The following is a 16019-nucleotide window of genomic DNA, read 5'->3' as shown; positions in this document are numbered from 1 at the left end:
CAATCTTGTGCTCATATGCTGTTACTTTGTATTGCGAAATTGTGTAAATGATAAAAAATATAGATACATCATGATAGGGAGTATGAATAAAAGAAACATCACCTTCCAAAATCCCATTACCTATAAAATGAGGGAAGTTCCACATAATGGACATAAACGGTGCTTATACATGTAAAGTAAGAGGTCATGAAAATGAATAAAGACTGCTAATTTTCGTGCGCTTTGATTATGTAGAAATAGGGGGAAGTGACATGAAAGGTAATACTCCTAAGAAAATTTTATTTATTCAATCAGGGATTCCTTTTTATTATCCAATGATCGAAGCAGCAATTTTGAATAGTTTACAAAAGGTAAACAGCGATACAAGTATGGTGAGTCCAGAAAAAGCTATAAAAACCGCGTTAAAAATGAAACCAGATTTTATTTTGGTATTAAGCGGTTTAAGTGAAGAATTTAATCATATTATGCCATTCTTAAAAAAGGCAGGGTTTACTACTGGACTTTGGCTGACAGATGATCCTTATTATACGGATGTAACACAACATCTTGTGCCGTATTATGATTACATATTTACGCAAGATTTAAATTGTATCAAGTTTTATAGAGGGATAGGATGTAAGAATGTATTTCATCTCCCGTTAGCAGCAAATCAAGATGTGTTTAAACCTTCTCTTAAAGAAGATACATATAAGTATGATCTTAGTTTTATAGGAACCGCATTTGAAAATAGAATTAACTTTGTTGACTCTATTTCAGAGTATTTAGCAGAAAAAAATATAAAAATTGTAGGTTTCGGTTGGGAGAATTTAAAGAGTTATGAAAGGTTAAAGGATAAAATACAAATCTTGCCACTTGCAAAGTATGAAGATGCGTTACATTTTTACGTATCTACTAAAATCAATATAAATTTGCATCGTTCACTAATTGATCAGGAATTGAATTGTAACTCTGCAAATATTCAAGCGTATTCCGTAAATAATAGGACGTTTGAAATTAATGCCGTAGGTTCTTTTCAATTAACTGATATACGTCCAGATGTAGCAAAACATTACATACCAGGTGTTGAAATAGAAACTTTTAATAGTGCATCGGAGTTTATACAAAAAGCAGAGTATTATTTGGAACATGTACAAGAAAGAAAACGTATAGCAAAAAATGGACTGGATAGAACTTTGAAACATCACACATATGATAAACGTATAGTACAATTATTAAACTATATTAATTTCATAGGTGTGCAGATGTAGTCTAACCATTAACTGAAATGATAAGCATTTGGTGCTTTCTAACTCTCGTATTCTATAAAAATTATTTACGAAAAAGGGATTTGGATACATTTATAGAATTTGTTTATTCTGAAAAAACAATTTTGCATTCAAACTAATTTATATCTAATAATTAGAGGAGATTAAAAATGAATCACTTTTTTGTAGAATTTGGTGAATATGAAGCAAGTGGTTGTGAATGGGGGGATAAAAGTAACCCTCAAATCATTTGTTTTCATGGTTTAGGAAGTACAAAATTAAGTTTTATAGAAATGGCGGAATTTCTAAAAGATAACTATCATATTGTATCGTTTGATCTACCGGGACATGGGAAAACACCAAATTTTGAGAAGGATGAAGATTACGGTGCAGCCCATTTAATAAATTGGGTAGTAGCATTATTTGAGCACATAGGAAAAGAAACATTTCATATAGTAGCACATTCATGGGGCGCAAGCGTTGCGCTTCACTATGCAGCCGCATGTCCAGAAAAAGTGAATAAAATGGTTTTGTTAGATGGTGGTTATCATCATGGAAAAATGAATGCAGACTATTTTGCGAAGCTATATAAAAATGCGAAAGAAGGAGAGTGTCCACCGCGATCATTAGAAGAAGAAATCATTCATTACGAAAAAGATTTTGATGAATATATTTTTGACAGTAAAGAAGCGTTCATCCAATCAGAAAAAATGGTTTACAGCAGGTGGTCTCCATTATTAGAACGTGCGGTTTATGATTTAATGCGAGAAGAAGATAGTAAAGTGAAATGGCATGCTACTGGCGATACCGCTAGAGGTGTAATTAAGTTTCAATATACGGTGTATAAAACATTGAAATTGCATAAAATTAAAAGCGATATTTTATTATTGTATTGTGACCTTCCTGATAATTATTTAGAAATAAGAGAATTGCAGATAGCAGAATTTAAGAAGCGTATTAACATTACGACTAAGCTTTACAAAGATACAGGGCATTTAATGCACTGGGATAGACCAGAAGAGATTGCTAAGGACGTTTTAAATTGGTTACTATAAAAAAGGTCCGTTGTTCGAATGTGAGCAACGGGCTTTCTTTTGAAAAACTGAATTCAAGAGTGATAGTGGGATAAGCAAGAGCATTACAGTTCTATTACCAATTCATTTTTTGCTATAATGGATGTGAAGCAGAAAACAGATAGAAAGATACTGCTAGTAATTTATACTTAAATGTAGGGTAACTAACTGTTACGATTTATTTAACCAATTATAACGAAAGTTAATTAAATATATCAGTAAGCCCTGCTAGTCAAGTGATTGGCTAGTAGTGAGGGTTAACTGCGGGCAATCCCTAAAGCTGATTGAACTACAACGTGGCTAGAAATAGCGAGCGTGAATGTCGCGAAAGCAGAAAAAATCAATCAGATTGTGCAAGGTTAAATCCTAAACACTAGAACAATGGGTCTTCCGCCTCGAATCATCTAAGTCAAAATGGATAAGATGAACGTTCAACGACTATCTCGTATAACTGGCGAGAGTACATCACAAGCCTATGGTGATGGAAAAATCCTCTATCTCTAAGTAGATAAACATATAGTCTGCGCTCATGTGAAAACATGAGAAGTTCATAAGAGAACTGGCTAAGGAATTGCGCCCTTAGTTGAACGAGATACATTTAATTAAATCTATCAAACCGCATTGAATTTATCGAACGTATGTGCTATTGTGAATTTAATGAGGTAAGAATGATAATGAAATTTTTACGAGTTAGTCAAGTATCAGAATTAACAGGTTTGCATCCGAGTAGTCTCAGGAGAATGCTGGTGGAACACGCTACGATTCAGAAGAACAAATCTTTCATTAAAGGAGTTACATTCTGATGATATTGGCGAAGAAAGTTAGACTGATTCCAACGCCTGAACAAGAAAAAGTGCTTAGAAACCATGCTGGTGCTGCAAGATTTGCTTATAACTATTGTAAAAGAATGAGTGATAGATACTATAAGCTATTTGGAAAATCTGTTTCACAGTTAGCTTTACAGAAACGATTTACAAAGATCAAGAAGCGAAAGAGGTATGAGTGGTTAAAAGAAATCAATGCACAAGTTCCCAAACAGGCTTCAAAAGATTTTGATACGGCGAGAAAACATTCGTTCAAAAAGTACAAAAATGGTTATCACACTTCTTATAAATCCAAAAAAGATTTAATCCAAGGATTTTATGCCAATTATGAAAGACTGGTTATAGGAAAGAAAGTCGTTCATATTCAGTCTATTGGAGAAGTGAAAACAAGCCAACAACTACCAAGGAATAAAAAACCATCCAATCCAAGAGTTACCTTTGATGGTCGTCACTGGTGGATTAGTGTAGGGTTCCAAGAAGACTTTGAATCACAAGAACTAACGAATGAGTCGATTGGTGTGGATGTTGGTTTAAAAGAACTTTTTGTAGCTTCTAATGGTATGAAAGAACGAAATATAAACAAAGATGCTAAGGTTAAAAAACTTTTGAGAAGGAAAAAGTCAGCGCAAAGAGATATGTCTAGGAGATTTAAAAAAGGTGTAAAAATTCAATCTGCCGGATATGAAAAAGCGAAAGCGGAGCACCTGCGGTTATCTAGAAAAATTACGAATATCCGAAATAACCATATCCATCAAGCAACAGCTAAATTGGTGAAAACCAAACCAATGAGAATTGTTGTGGAAGACTTATCTATCTCAAACCTGTTAAAAAACAAAAAACTATCGAAAGCATTTTTATTTCAAAAATTAAACTTCTTCTTTCAATGTTTATCATACAAGTGCGAGAAATATGGCATTGCGTATGTAAAAGCTGATAAATGGTTCGCCTCAAGCAAGATTTGTTCATGTTGCGGAGTAAAATACGACCATTCAGTTCAACCAGAAGGACAGTGGAGTTTAAAAATACGTGAGTGGCGTTGTGCTTCATGCAATAGCTATCACGATAGGGATGTAAATGCGTCGATAAATTTATCAAGATGGGTAAAATAAATGCTTGATAATAGGAGGTAACGATACTGCCTCGTGTGGAGTGTTATACCCCTCGTCCCTTTGGGGTTGCGAGAACACTTTGAAGCACTAACTTGTGTAAATTTGATTGAATTGTATAGATTTAGTTAAGTTTATCGTATCGGAGATTGAACAGAGTTATGGGGAATGAAAAAGAAATTAGTTCCGCTAAATTAATATGGAAGATGACGCGCCCGCATACGTTAACGGCGACATTTTCTCCTGTAATTTTAGGAACAGTGGCATCACTTTATGTTGCCGAAATTGATTGGCTTTTATTTATTGCGATGATGGTTGCATGTTTAGCATTGCAAATCGCGACGAACTTATTTAATGAGTACTATGATTTCAAACGTGGATTAGATACCGCTGATTCTGTTGGCATCGGTGGCGGAATTGTCCGTCACGGATTGAAACCAAAAAATGTGTTGACAGTTGCGCTTTTATTGTATGTAGTAGCAGCAATTATTGGAGTTTATATTTGTATGAATAGTAGCTGGTGGTTAGTCGTCATTGGTTTAATTGGGATGGCGGTTGGTTATTTATATACAGGTGGTCCATTACCAATTGCGTACACTCCATTTGGAGAATTAGTTTCTGGATTGTTAATGGGGACATGCTTTGTACTTATTGCTTTCTTTATTCAAACGAATACGATAACGACTGAAAGTGTATTAATTTCCATTCCAATTGGAATTTTAGTCGGTGCAATCAACATGTCAAATAACATCCGAGATATTGAAGAAGATATTAAAGGTGGAAGAAAGACATTAGTAATCCTCCTTGGGAGAGAAAAAGCAATAGTAACACTAGCTGTAGCCTTTTTCGTTGCTTATTTCTGGATTGCGGTAATTGTATTGATGGGTTATATAAGTCCTTGGGCATTAGTGATGTTCCTAGGTTTGAGAAAACCAATCTCTGCCATTCAAAGCTTCCAAAAAGGGGCAAAGGATCCCGGATATATGCGCATCGCCATGAAATCAACAGCGATGACAAATACGATTTTCGGCTTTTTATTATCAGCAGGATTATTAATAAGTTACTTGTTTTAAATAAAAACCCCCAGTTTCTCAATTTTAATTTAGAGAGATTGGGGGTTTTATTTTGACTTTGCTTCATGTTAAAAACAGTTTCATTTGAAATGAAAATACCAATACATTGCAACTTCATCATTTGTCATATCCAAACCTTTATAAATAAGAAAATCAAATCCACCAATTACAAATCCACATTTTTCATAAAATTTACATGCTGCGACATTATTATTTTGCGTTTCAAGCATAATACCTGGCATATTGCCTTCTTTTGCCCACTGCTTTGCTTGATCAACTAATCTTTTACCAACTCCGAGTGTACGATATTTTTTATCCACTGTTATATCTTCTATGTAAGCATAGTGATTCCAATTCTTTTTCAATACTATGAATCCGATGATTTGGTTATGTAACAGTGCTATGTAAATTACTTGATTCGGTTTATTTATATACTCATTGTACGCCAGTTCTTCATTATCACATTGATTTTGTAAATAACTTTTTTCATAACTTGGAACGTCTTCTACTGTATATTCTATGCGTCTATTTACTTTGGAAAGAGAAAGAATTAACCGAGCATTTACTATAAAACTATCATCAATCTCCGGGAAATTGCCTACATCATTTTTTTCTAACTTTCTAATTAAAAGGTTCATCGGAGTACCTCCCAATAATATTATTTCTTCTGATTTTTTATTTGATTCAAATGAATTGCGATTACAAAATTATAATAGAATTTCAATGGTAAGGCTATCTCTGTATTTTATCTTTATACTAGCATGCTAGTATGAAAATATTGTTTGAAATGAAGCGGATTATTTTCAATTAAACTTCCAGAAAAATCAACGTCTATAGTATCAACAGGTTACTAAAAAATGAGATGATTTCATTAAAGAGTATTTTAGTGAAAGAAGGATTAAAGAAATGATCCTAGTTTTTTCTAAAAGAGTGATTCCATTAAATCAATTCAGAGCATGTTCTGATTTATCTTTCTTCAGAGCATGCTTTTTGGGCTCGTTTCCATAAGTGTATTAGTACCAATTTAACAACTCATCAGTTACAAGTTACTTTTTGGATACCACATTTTAGAATAACTAACTTATAGAAAAAATTGAATAATTTTCATGTGTAAGGAGATTTTAAGAAGGATATAGAGGGGATATTTTCCTGTTGTTTTCTAGCCAAATGATTACTTACCCAAAAACCATGTGGCGGAACGGTTTCTAAAGCTTTTCTGTCAAGAAATCACTAACACTAAAGTTCAAGTATAAAAACATAAACCATTCGATAAATGGGGTAGTATGATGAAAAAACTTAGTAGAAATCGTTTGAGAAAAGATATTCAGGAACTTGAGAGTGCAAGTATGCAGATCCAACATGATCAAGAGTGTGAACTCAAGCAGAGTGTATGTGCGAATGAAGAAGTTTTGAGACAAGTTTTTGAAAATTGTTCCGATATTGTATTTCGTCCACTTCTCATAAATAGTCAAACTGAAATTCTTTTTATTTATATAGATGGATTAGTTGACACTAAGATTGTGGAACAAGTTGTTTTCAAACCAATGATGTTTGAAGGTTTGCCTAGTGGAGTAAAGAGTGAGGATTCGGTAGGAGAAATTATACAAAAACAGCTTATTGCGGTTTCTCAAGTAAAGACGATTTCAAAAGTTCATGAGGTTATAGAAGCGATATTGAAAGCGAATATCGTCATTTTAACAGAAGGAGAGAGTCAAGCTCTAGTCGCTGATTTAAAAGGGTTTGAAAAACGAGGTATTGAAGAACCGGCTGCCGAGATTTCTGTTCGTGGCCCTCGGGACGGATTTACCGAAACGTTAAGGGTGAATACGAGCCTAATTCGCCGAAGGATTCGGAGTCAAAGACTAAAAATGGAACCTTATTCGATTGGGGAATTATCACAGACAGATGTGGTAATTGCCTATATTGAGGGCATTGCACCCGATTCGGTTTTGGATGAAGTTCGCCAAAGGGTAAAGCGAATTCAAATTGATGGGGTGTTGGAGTCAGCTTTTATTGAAGAGTTTATCGAGGATCAACCCTTTTCTCCCTTTCCGCAAATTCAAAATACCGAGCGACCAGACGCGGTTTGTGCAAGTTTATTAGAAGGGAAAGTCGCCATTTTAGTCGATAATACACCTTTCGTTTTAATCGTTCCGATGACATTTTGGACGGGTTTGCAAGCAGCGGAGGATTATTATGAGCGCTCCATCTACACGACTTTTGTTCGATGGATACGTTTAATATTAATTAATATTTCATTATTTCTTCCGTCTCTCTATGTTGCTATTACAACTTTTCATCCGAAATTAATTCCGACAAATTTGCTTATTAGTATTGCAGCTGCGCGAGAAGGTATTCCTTTTCCTGCTGTTATAGAAGCACTAATGATGGAATTTTTATTTGAAGGTTTGAGGGAAGCGGGCGTTCGGTTACCAAAACCTGTTGGATCAGCAGTTAGCATTGTGGGGGCACTTGTTATCGGGCAAGCTGCTGTGCAAGCAGGTATTATTTCCGCACCTTTAGTTATTGTTGTGGCGACAACCGGTATTGCGTCATTTGCGTTCCCACGCTACAACTTAGGAACAGCTTACCGGATGTTACGCTTTCCTATGCTGTTATTGGCAGGAATGCTTGGGCTATACGGTATAGCAATAAGTACCCTTGCGATTTTGATTCATTTAACTAATATTCGTTCTTTTGGTATTCCGTATTTAAGTCCAGTTGCGCCTCAGACTCCGCGTGATTTAAAGGATGTTTTTCTCCGAACGCCTCGTTGGAATATGACACACCGCCCAATAATGGTATCTGGTGAAGAGAAAGTTCGTTTTCCAGATGGACAAAAGCCAGATGAGAAACGGGGAGGGGAAACAGAATGAGTCTGCACAAGGCGCTCTCTATGATACTGGTCGTTTCATTATGCTTCTTGACGGGATGTTGGGATCGTACGGAGCTAAATGATCTGGCAATTGAATTAGGGTGGGGACTTGATCAAGCGAAGAATAATAAGGTTGAAATTAGTGCGCAGTTTATTATCCCATCAAAAATGGGAATGGGACAGAGCGGAAGAAGTAATACAGGAAAATCGGTTTTTATAGAATCAGGAATTGGAAAGGATACACATGAAGCTGTACAAATGATGCAAACAAAAATGTCGAGAGAAATCTTTCGAGGGCACCAGCGTGTAATATTGATTGGAGAAAAAATGGCTAAAAATGGCCTCGCTTCAGTTTTAGATGCATATAGCCGCGATCCTGATATTCGATTACGAGCAGATGCGTTTGTAATAAAGGGGCATACTGCAAAAGAGTTTTTGAAAGCATCCATCCCCTTAGAATCTATCCCGGCACTTGGGGCACTGAAAGAGCATATGCAAATAGAGGCGTTAGGAGATATGTCTTTATTACATTTTCTTATTGCTAGTACGAGTGATGGAATCACTCCGATTTTACCCGTTATTAAACTAAATGTGTCTCATAAAAAAGGAAAAACTGAGGTCAAAGGGTTTCAAATTGTAGGCGGTGCTATATTTAACAACGATTTCAAATTGATAGGGTATTTAAACATGCAGGAATGGTTAACTACTCTTTGGATAGTGAATCGTTTAAGTAAACAGACGGTTACAGCAAGCGCCTCTAAAGGAAATGGTAGTGCAAGTTTATATATGACAAAAATCAATAGAAAAATTATACCTACTATACAAGGGAACACAATTAAGTGTGATATTGTTTTTTCTGGTGAAGGAACAATTCAGGAAAATAATACGAATTTAGATCTTACGCAGCCAAAAAATATCACTCTTTTAGAACATGTATTGGAAAAACAATCTGAAAAGCAAGCTCTCCAAACTATTAAAAAGGTTCAAAAACAATACGGAACCGATATCTTTGGATTTGGGGAAGCCATTCATCGAAAATATCCATCCGAATGGAAAGGGCTAAAAAAGAATTGGAGTAAACAATTTCGAAAAGTGCAAGTTTCTGTTCATACAAAGCTTACTATTCGGCGAGTAGGACTGACTGGACCACCGTTGCAGTTAAAGAAAAATGAAATGAAAAAATAAGGAGGAATATAGAGTGTGAGAAATTCAATGAAAATCTCTGGCAGGCAAATCTTTTGGATGATGTTCACATTTGAAGTGGGACAATCACTCCTTCTAGTTATTCCAGCGACGATTCGCACTGCCAAACAAGATGCGTGGATTTCGATCTTGATTGCAGGGGGGATAGGGGTTGTTCTTACTTTTTTGGCAACTACACTTGGTTCGCTCTATCCGAAACAAACGCTAATTGAATTTAGTCAAACCATTCTTGGTAAATGGCTAGGAAAGCTGCTGCTGATTCCTTACTTCTTTGGATGGTACATGATAATTTGGATAACCGTCCGTGAATTTGGTGAGTTCATTATTATCGCTTTGTTTCATAATACACCTTTGTGGGTTATTGTCTTGACTGCGATGTTATTGCTCATTTTTATTATTTACCAAGGCGGGGTGGAGGGGATTGGACGTTTAAGTGAAATTATAGGGCCAATTGTACTTTTAATGATAACGTTTGTAATCATTTTGAATATTGGCAATATGAATTGGGATTATATGCGGCCTATTTATCATGATTCTGGATGGCTTCCCATACTTAAAGGCTCCTATACTCCTGTAGCTGCATTTTTCGGGGAGGCTGTCATGATGATGATGTTCGTTTTCTTTATGGACAAACCAGAACAAGCGTCATCGCGGGCAATGTGGGGAGTAGGACTGGCCGTTTTCATGGTAACGATCGGAACATTAGCGGTCATTTTAACATTCGGTCCGAATCTATCTTCAAGTTTTTTGTATCCGGTTTACGATTTGAGTCGGTACATATCCGTCATGGAGTTCATTCAAAATGTAGATATTTTGATAGTGATTATTTGGTTTTTTAGTATTTTTGTTAAACTGGCGTTATACATGTTTATCGCTTGTTATGGAACAGCACAAATATTTCATTTAAAGGATTGGCGAAAAGTAGCTTTGGTTCTTGCTCCTATTTCGTTCATCATAGCTGTATCAGTTAAAAATATCCAAACATTTACTCATTATTACTACCTATTTTTTGTGATTCCAGTTGCATTTCCGGTTTACATGTTTGGAATTCCCTTTCTGTTATTGGTGGTTGGGAAAATTCGAAGGAAATATGCATAAACCTAATCTGGTAATGTGTTCGAATGAAGGTATGTATAGCTTTTTGACTAAAATAAAAAGAGAACGAGCCTACTCACCAGCGTAGGCTTTTTTATTTGTATATTACGTTATAATAGATATCTTATTTTCTCCGGAATGTCCTTTTTAGAAATGTATGCAACAGAGTCCTTATAGTAAGAGTAGCTTATTTGGGATAATCAAAAAAACGTATATTGCAATATAAAAACTTAGTTTAATCCTAAAGGATACCCTACAACGATTCCTACAAATTGTTCTCAATAATTGAAAATAAAATCAATCCAGATTATTATATTGTTATTGTAAATTTATTTTATTGAAGGAGGATACATAAATGAAAAACTCAAAAGGCTCTATTGAGTCAGAGATAAGTAAAGCAATTACGCACTGGGAAAAGGACTACCTAGGACGCGGGTCTATATCCGTTAAGACAGATATATTACGAGATATGATTATCGTAAATTTACAAGGTATTTTAACACCGGCTGAGTATACTGTTTGCGAAACGAAAGACGGTATGCTAACGATAAAGAAAAATCGTTCGGAGCTAGTTGAATCTGGAATTGACGATTTGAAAGAGATTATACTAGAATTAACTGGAGAAGAAGTAAAAAGTTTTCATACGGATATAAGTTCTCGTACTGGTGAACGAGTAATGATTTTTAAATTGTTTCATAATCTTGAGGAAAAGTTTTAAAATAAAAAACAACTTAGGGTTAGTGGAAGATACACTAAAAATGCAGTGAGGTAATTAAGAAATCTACAAGTTGTGTACTTTATTTTATCTTATTAACAAGGTAATGATTAGAAAACAAGAAAACTTGAAATTATTTATGTATAATGAATTTTGATTCGCAAAACGGATAAATAAATTGACAAACTGCTTAATATGGTTTATCTTATAATTGTTTTAAAAATTAATAGATGCTTATTTTAACTGTTTGCTATAATTAAGGCTTTAGCATTTTTTTAATATGTAATATTGACTAAATGAAAAAGTTTCTTAATGAAAAGATAGCGCATAACATAAATTGATATATTGATTGCATAATCTAGGAGATCAGAGATATACTGTTATTTTTCATAGGAGTAATACATATATTACTATCCTCTATAAAATGGGAGCTCTTCAAAAAACTTTATTGAAGTTAGTTGAAGGGAAACCGACAATCTCCATAATTCAATGATGATATAAAATCATTGAATTATGGAAGTTGTCGGTTTTTTTTATGGGAAAAACGATGTACGAAAAAGAGTGAATAAAAATTGAAATTAAAAAAACTATCGTAATGAAAAGGAATTTTTATAGGTTATTTTCGTTTGGAAGGGAGTATTTTACATGTTAATTTCGCTAAGTTCATCAACACTGTTAACATTATTTTTTATCGCGCTTAGTGCTTCTTGGCTAAGTGGATTATTGTTTTTACATGCAAGGATGCCTTTACGTTTTGTTCATATCCATATTGGTATCGCTGCTTTGCCTTCATTAGTTTCTTTACTTGCACTTGTTAATCACAATGGAGATAGAGTTGTGGGGCCTTGGCATTTAGATACTTTAGCTTGGTTCATGGCTTTCTTCGTTCTTGCAATTGGTTTAATCATTCAGCGTTTCTCTGTACGTTACTTAATGGGAGATCGCTCCTATCGAAAATACTTTGCACTTTTTACATTTACTACAGGGGTATCTTCAGTTGCATGGTTAAGTGATGATCTTCGCTTCATGATTATGTGTTGGGGAGCAACACTTATAGGATTGGTTTTACTCATCGGGCTAAATAAAGGGTGGAAGGTAGTTAGTGAAGCAACAAAAATCTCAGGCTATTTATTTACAATAAGTTGGATTGCCTTGCTAGCAGCTATCATCTGGCTGTTTCAAATAACTGGACAGTGGCAGTTAACATCAGTTGTAACGAATGAAAATGTAGCTCAATTTGGAACATTGGAGAAAACAGGAATTAACTTATTGATTATAGTAGCTGTGATGATTCCAGCAGCACAATGGCCTTTTCAAAGATGGTTAATTGAATCAGCTGTTGCTCCAACTCCTGTTTCTGCTATTATGCATGCGGGTTTAGTAAATGCTGGTGGTATCATGTTAACTAGATTTTCACCTCTTTTTCATGATGATATTGCACAAATCATTTTACTCATTTTCTCTAGTATTTCTGTCTTAATAGGAACAGGAATTAGTTTAGTCCAAGTTGATTATAAACGTCAGCTAGTAGGATCCACTATTGCACAAATGGGGTTTATGCTGATTCAATGCGCATTAGGAGCGTATTTAGCAGCTGTTATTCATTTAATTTTACACGGTTTATTTAAAGCCACACTGTTTTTACAAGCTGGTTCTTCCGTACAACGTTTTGAGGGAGTGAAGCAATCTAATGAAAAGATGTCCAATTTATGGATGATAGTCGGACGTGTTTTCGGATTATTTATAGCAATTGCTTTCTGGTTTATGACTTCTGGAGAGGGGTATCAATTCGTTAGTGCGTTCATCTTAGGTTGGTCATTATACGTTTCATGGAAACAGCTTGTTGTTTTTGGAGAGGGAAGAATGGGAAGAATTGCTGGCTTAATTGTTTTGAGTGGATTTTCTCTCATTTACTTTACCGTTCATAACTCTCTTTATAAATGGTTGCATACTGACATGTATCAAAATGTTCAACCTTCAGCTCCAGCAGTTATTTTTGTTATAAGTCTCTTATTATTTGGTAGTGTTATTAGTACTCTCGTTACTCGTAATCAATCTTCTACAATATTTGCTGTAATGTATCTTTGGTTCGTTCGAGTAGGTGAAGCGAGACAAAAGTCAGTAGAAAGTCATCCAAGCTATCTGAAACATGATGTATCAAAGGGAGGTAATCAGTGATGAGCATACAGTCAATCGTAACGAAAGAAACTTTAAAAAAGAAAGATACAAAAATTGAAATACAAGAAAAGAATATGAATGATTTAGTTGAATCTGCTAGCCGAGTGATTGCACCACTTTGGCCTATCTCAACCTTTGCAGCTCATCACCCTTGGATGGGACTTGAAAAACAATCATTTGAACAAGTTGCAGATTGGTTAAAAGAAGCTCGTAATGTAGATATATATCCTAGTGCCTCCATGATTCATTCGGCAAAGGTGAAAGGGGAGATTGAGGAATCATTTTTACAAATAGGCTTGTCTCGTTGGCTTGATTCACAATCTTTTCATATTCCGCGAGAGACAGCAGAGCGTTTTTGCCAAGAAGCTTTAAAGTTAGAGAGATTACCTTCTAGTCTGTTATCATCGCCAGAATTAAATAAATTAGCAGAAGAAATAAGTTATATAAATACAGGGAGTATGGAAGACTCTTCTATGCAACCAATCAGTTCACTTATAGAGAATCAAAAGGGTGACAATCTATCAGATGTTCTTAATTACCATATTATTAAATGGTGTAAATTATATCTTGATGACTCCGGATCAAGTTGGACGATGCCAAACCGAGAGAAAGGTTTGTATCGTGCGTGGCATCACCTTATTACATTTGATCCAGCGCTTAGTAAAACTGAACGTAAAGTTTTAAAAGATTGGCCACAGGATGCCCAGGGAGCTTTAACAAAAGCATTATCTGAACTAGGAATTTCTGAATCTAATAGGCAAGCTTACCTTGAAGGGCACTTACTTTCTTTGCCTGGGTGGGCAGGAATGATACGATGGCGCTCCCAACAATCAATTAAGGAACAGGCACTCGTTATAGAATATTTAGCAGTTCGAATTTCAATGGAGCTGGCCATTGTAAAACCTTATTTACCTTTAAAAAATCAAAAGGCTGAGAAAAAAGTTTCGATTGTCCCACTTATAGCTTCTTGGATCTATTGGGGGGATATTTCCACACGGGAATGGTTACAAATTTCTGCCACTGAACAAAGCGAATTATTAGCATTTGCTTATCGTTTTGATGAAAATATTCGTAAGAAACTTTGGCTGGAAGCTTGGGAACAGACGCATGCAGAGCAATTAAAGAAGAAGATTTCTTCTAAACAACGTGCAACTAATGATAAAAAGCGTGTAGTAGCTCAATTAGCATTTTGTATTGATGTACGTTCAGAACCGTTTCGTCGCCACCTTGAAAAATTAGGTCCGTTTGAAACGTTTGGAATAGCTGGTTTCTTTGGGTTACCAATTGCGACTAGTGAACTAGGCAGTAATAACAGCCACCCTTCCTTGCCAGTTATACTTAAACCGAAACATCAAATAAAAGAGCTCACAAATGAAAGTGAACTTAAATCTTATGAGCAACGTAAGAGGGTAGGTAGTTCGGTGCGTTATACATTTAAAACGATGAAACAGAACGTACTGACAAGTATGGCGCTACCTGAGTTAAGTGGTCCTTTACTTGGTCTACAGATGGTGACAAGAAGCTTTGTCCCAAGAGGAGTTGGTGGTTTCATTCGTAACCTTCGCAAAACGATGTTACAAAAACCGGATACAACATTCTCGCTTAATCATGTTCATGACACAAAAGGTGAGATACCTATCGGTTTTACGAAAGAAGAAAAAGTGAACTATGTAAGTCAAGCTTTAAAAATGGTGGGACTGACAGAAAAATTTGCTCCTTTAGTTGTAATGTGCGGACACAGTAGTCAAAGTACGAACAATCCTTATGCTGCAGCACTTGAGTGTGGTGCGTGTGGCGGAGCAGCGGGAGGATTCAATGCAAGAGTTTTCGCTACTTTATGTAATCTTCCAGAAGTAAGAGAGGCGTTGTCTGCTGAAGGCATTAAAATTCCTGCCGATACCATTTTTGCAGCAGCTGAACATAAAACAACCGTGGATGAATTGGAATGGATTTACGTCCCAAAACTTTCGGAAGCTGCGCAAGAAGCATTTGATTGTATTGAGTTGATTATGCCAAATGTGAGCCAAGAGGCAAATAGAGAGCGTTTAACGCAATTACCTAATTTTAAAACGAAAATAAAAAATGCGAGTAAAGAGGCACACCGATTTGCAGAAGATTGGAGTGAAATACGTCCGGAATGGGGATTAGCTCGTAATGCATCTTTTATTATCGGGCAGCGTGAATTGACTCAGGATTGTGATTTAGAAGGTAGGGCTTTCCTTCATGATTATGATTGGAAACAGGATAAAAATGGCGATATATTAGCTAGCATCATAGCGGGACCAGGAACAGTAGCGCAGTGGATCAATCTCCAATATTACGCTTCAACTGTAGCTCCTCATTATTATGGTAGTGGAAATAAAACAACACAAACCGTTACGGCAGGTCTCGGTGTTATGCAAGGAAATGCAAGTGATTTGTTATCAGGCTTACCTTGGCAATCCGTTATGCAGTCAGATAGTGAAACGTATCACTCACCACTTCGTTTACTCATTGTAATTCAAGCGCCTACTAAATATATAGAACGTTTGCTAAATAAGGATTTCACATTTCGAGAAAAAGTTCAAAATGGATGGGTCAGACTTGCAAGTGTTGATCCAGAGGGACGCTGGAAAAACTGGTAACAATCATGT

The 16019-nt window shown here is 35.6% G+C and carries 11 protein-coding genes; 10 read left to right on the top strand and 1 reads right to left on the bottom strand.

Annotated features, from left to right (window positions below; translation table 11 throughout):
• Positions 1 to 251 precede the first annotated feature (251 nt).
• From PDQ40_RS08210 to menA, 4 genes are all read left to right on the top strand, one after another.
• Positions 252 to 1247: a CgeB family protein gene (locus tag PDQ40_RS08210; RefSeq protein WP_086405227.1), complete on the top strand. Its 996-nt coding sequence runs from the start codon at positions 252 to 254 to the stop codon at positions 1245 to 1247.
• Between the two features lie 167 nt (positions 1248 to 1414).
• Positions 1415 to 2299: an alpha/beta fold hydrolase gene (locus PDQ40_RS08205; RefSeq protein ID WP_095842807.1), complete on the top strand. Its 885-nt coding sequence runs from the start codon at positions 1415 to 1417 to the stop codon at positions 2297 to 2299.
• 820 nt (positions 2300 to 3119) lie between these two features.
• Entirely contained in the window at positions 3120 to 4250 is a 1131-nt protein-coding gene (locus PDQ40_RS08200; protein WP_095842808.1) for an RNA-guided endonuclease InsQ/TnpB family protein, read from the top strand.
• Positions 4251 to 4408: 158 nt separating this feature from the next.
• On the top strand, positions 4409 to 5320 hold the full coding sequence (gene menA / locus PDQ40_RS08195; RefSeq protein WP_270691343.1) for a 1,4-dihydroxy-2-naphthoate polyprenyltransferase: 912 nt from the start codon (positions 4409 to 4411) through the stop codon (positions 5318 to 5320).
• An 80-nt stretch (positions 5321 to 5400) separates the two neighbouring features.
• Here menA and satA read toward each other — a convergent pair whose 3' ends face one another.
• Positions 5401 to 5958: a streptothricin N-acetyltransferase SatA gene (gene satA / locus PDQ40_RS08190; RefSeq protein ID WP_001050473.1), complete on the bottom strand. Its 558-nt coding sequence runs from the start codon at positions 5956 to 5958 to the stop codon at positions 5401 to 5403.
• A gap of 645 nt (positions 5959 to 6603) precedes the next feature.
• Between satA and PDQ40_RS08185 the strand changes: the two genes are divergently transcribed.
• The 6 genes from PDQ40_RS08185 (at position 6604) to PDQ40_RS08160 (ending at position 16010) form a co-directional block, all read left to right on the top strand.
• A complete protein-coding gene (locus PDQ40_RS08185) occupies positions 6604 to 8196 on the top strand; it encodes a spore germination protein (protein ID WP_071709286.1) in 1593 nt (530 codons plus the stop codon).
• A complete protein-coding gene (locus PDQ40_RS08180) occupies positions 8193 to 9380 on the top strand; it encodes a Ger(x)C family spore germination protein (protein WP_000052124.1) in 1188 nt (395 codons plus the stop codon). Before PDQ40_RS08185 ends, PDQ40_RS08180 begins: the two co-directional genes overlap by 4 nt.
• Before the next feature lie 27 nt (positions 9381 to 9407).
• Complete coding sequence (locus tag PDQ40_RS08175) at positions 9408 to 10496, top strand: GerAB/ArcD/ProY family transporter (RefSeq protein WP_001997784.1); 1089 nt, start codon at positions 9408 to 9410, stop codon at positions 10494 to 10496.
• A 352-nt stretch (positions 10497 to 10848) separates the two neighbouring features.
• Complete coding sequence (locus PDQ40_RS08170) at positions 10849 to 11211, top strand: DUF2294 domain-containing protein (RefSeq protein ID WP_000798157.1); 363 nt, start codon at positions 10849 to 10851, stop codon at positions 11209 to 11211.
• A gap of 642 nt (positions 11212 to 11853) precedes the next feature.
• Positions 11854 to 13386 carry an NADH dehydrogenase subunit 5 gene (locus PDQ40_RS08165; protein WP_000908894.1) on the top strand — a complete coding sequence of 511 codons (1533 nt, stop codon included), beginning with the start codon at positions 11854 to 11856 and terminating at the stop codon, positions 13384 to 13386.
• Positions 13386 to 16010, top strand: a complete 2625-nt coding sequence (locus tag PDQ40_RS08160; RefSeq protein WP_270691342.1) for a DUF2309 domain-containing protein — start codon at positions 13386 to 13388, stop codon at positions 16008 to 16010. Before PDQ40_RS08165 ends, PDQ40_RS08160 begins: the two co-directional genes overlap by 1 nt.
• Positions 16011 to 16019: the final 9 nt, after the last annotated feature.

The organism is Bacillus cereus group sp. Bc061, from assembly GCF_027715825.1.
Classification (GTDB): domain Bacteria; phylum Bacillota; class Bacilli; order Bacillales; family Bacillaceae_G; genus Bacillus_A; species Bacillus_A paranthracis.
Note: the sequence above shows the minus strand (reverse complement) of the source record. Positions and strands in the feature narration are given on the sequence as shown.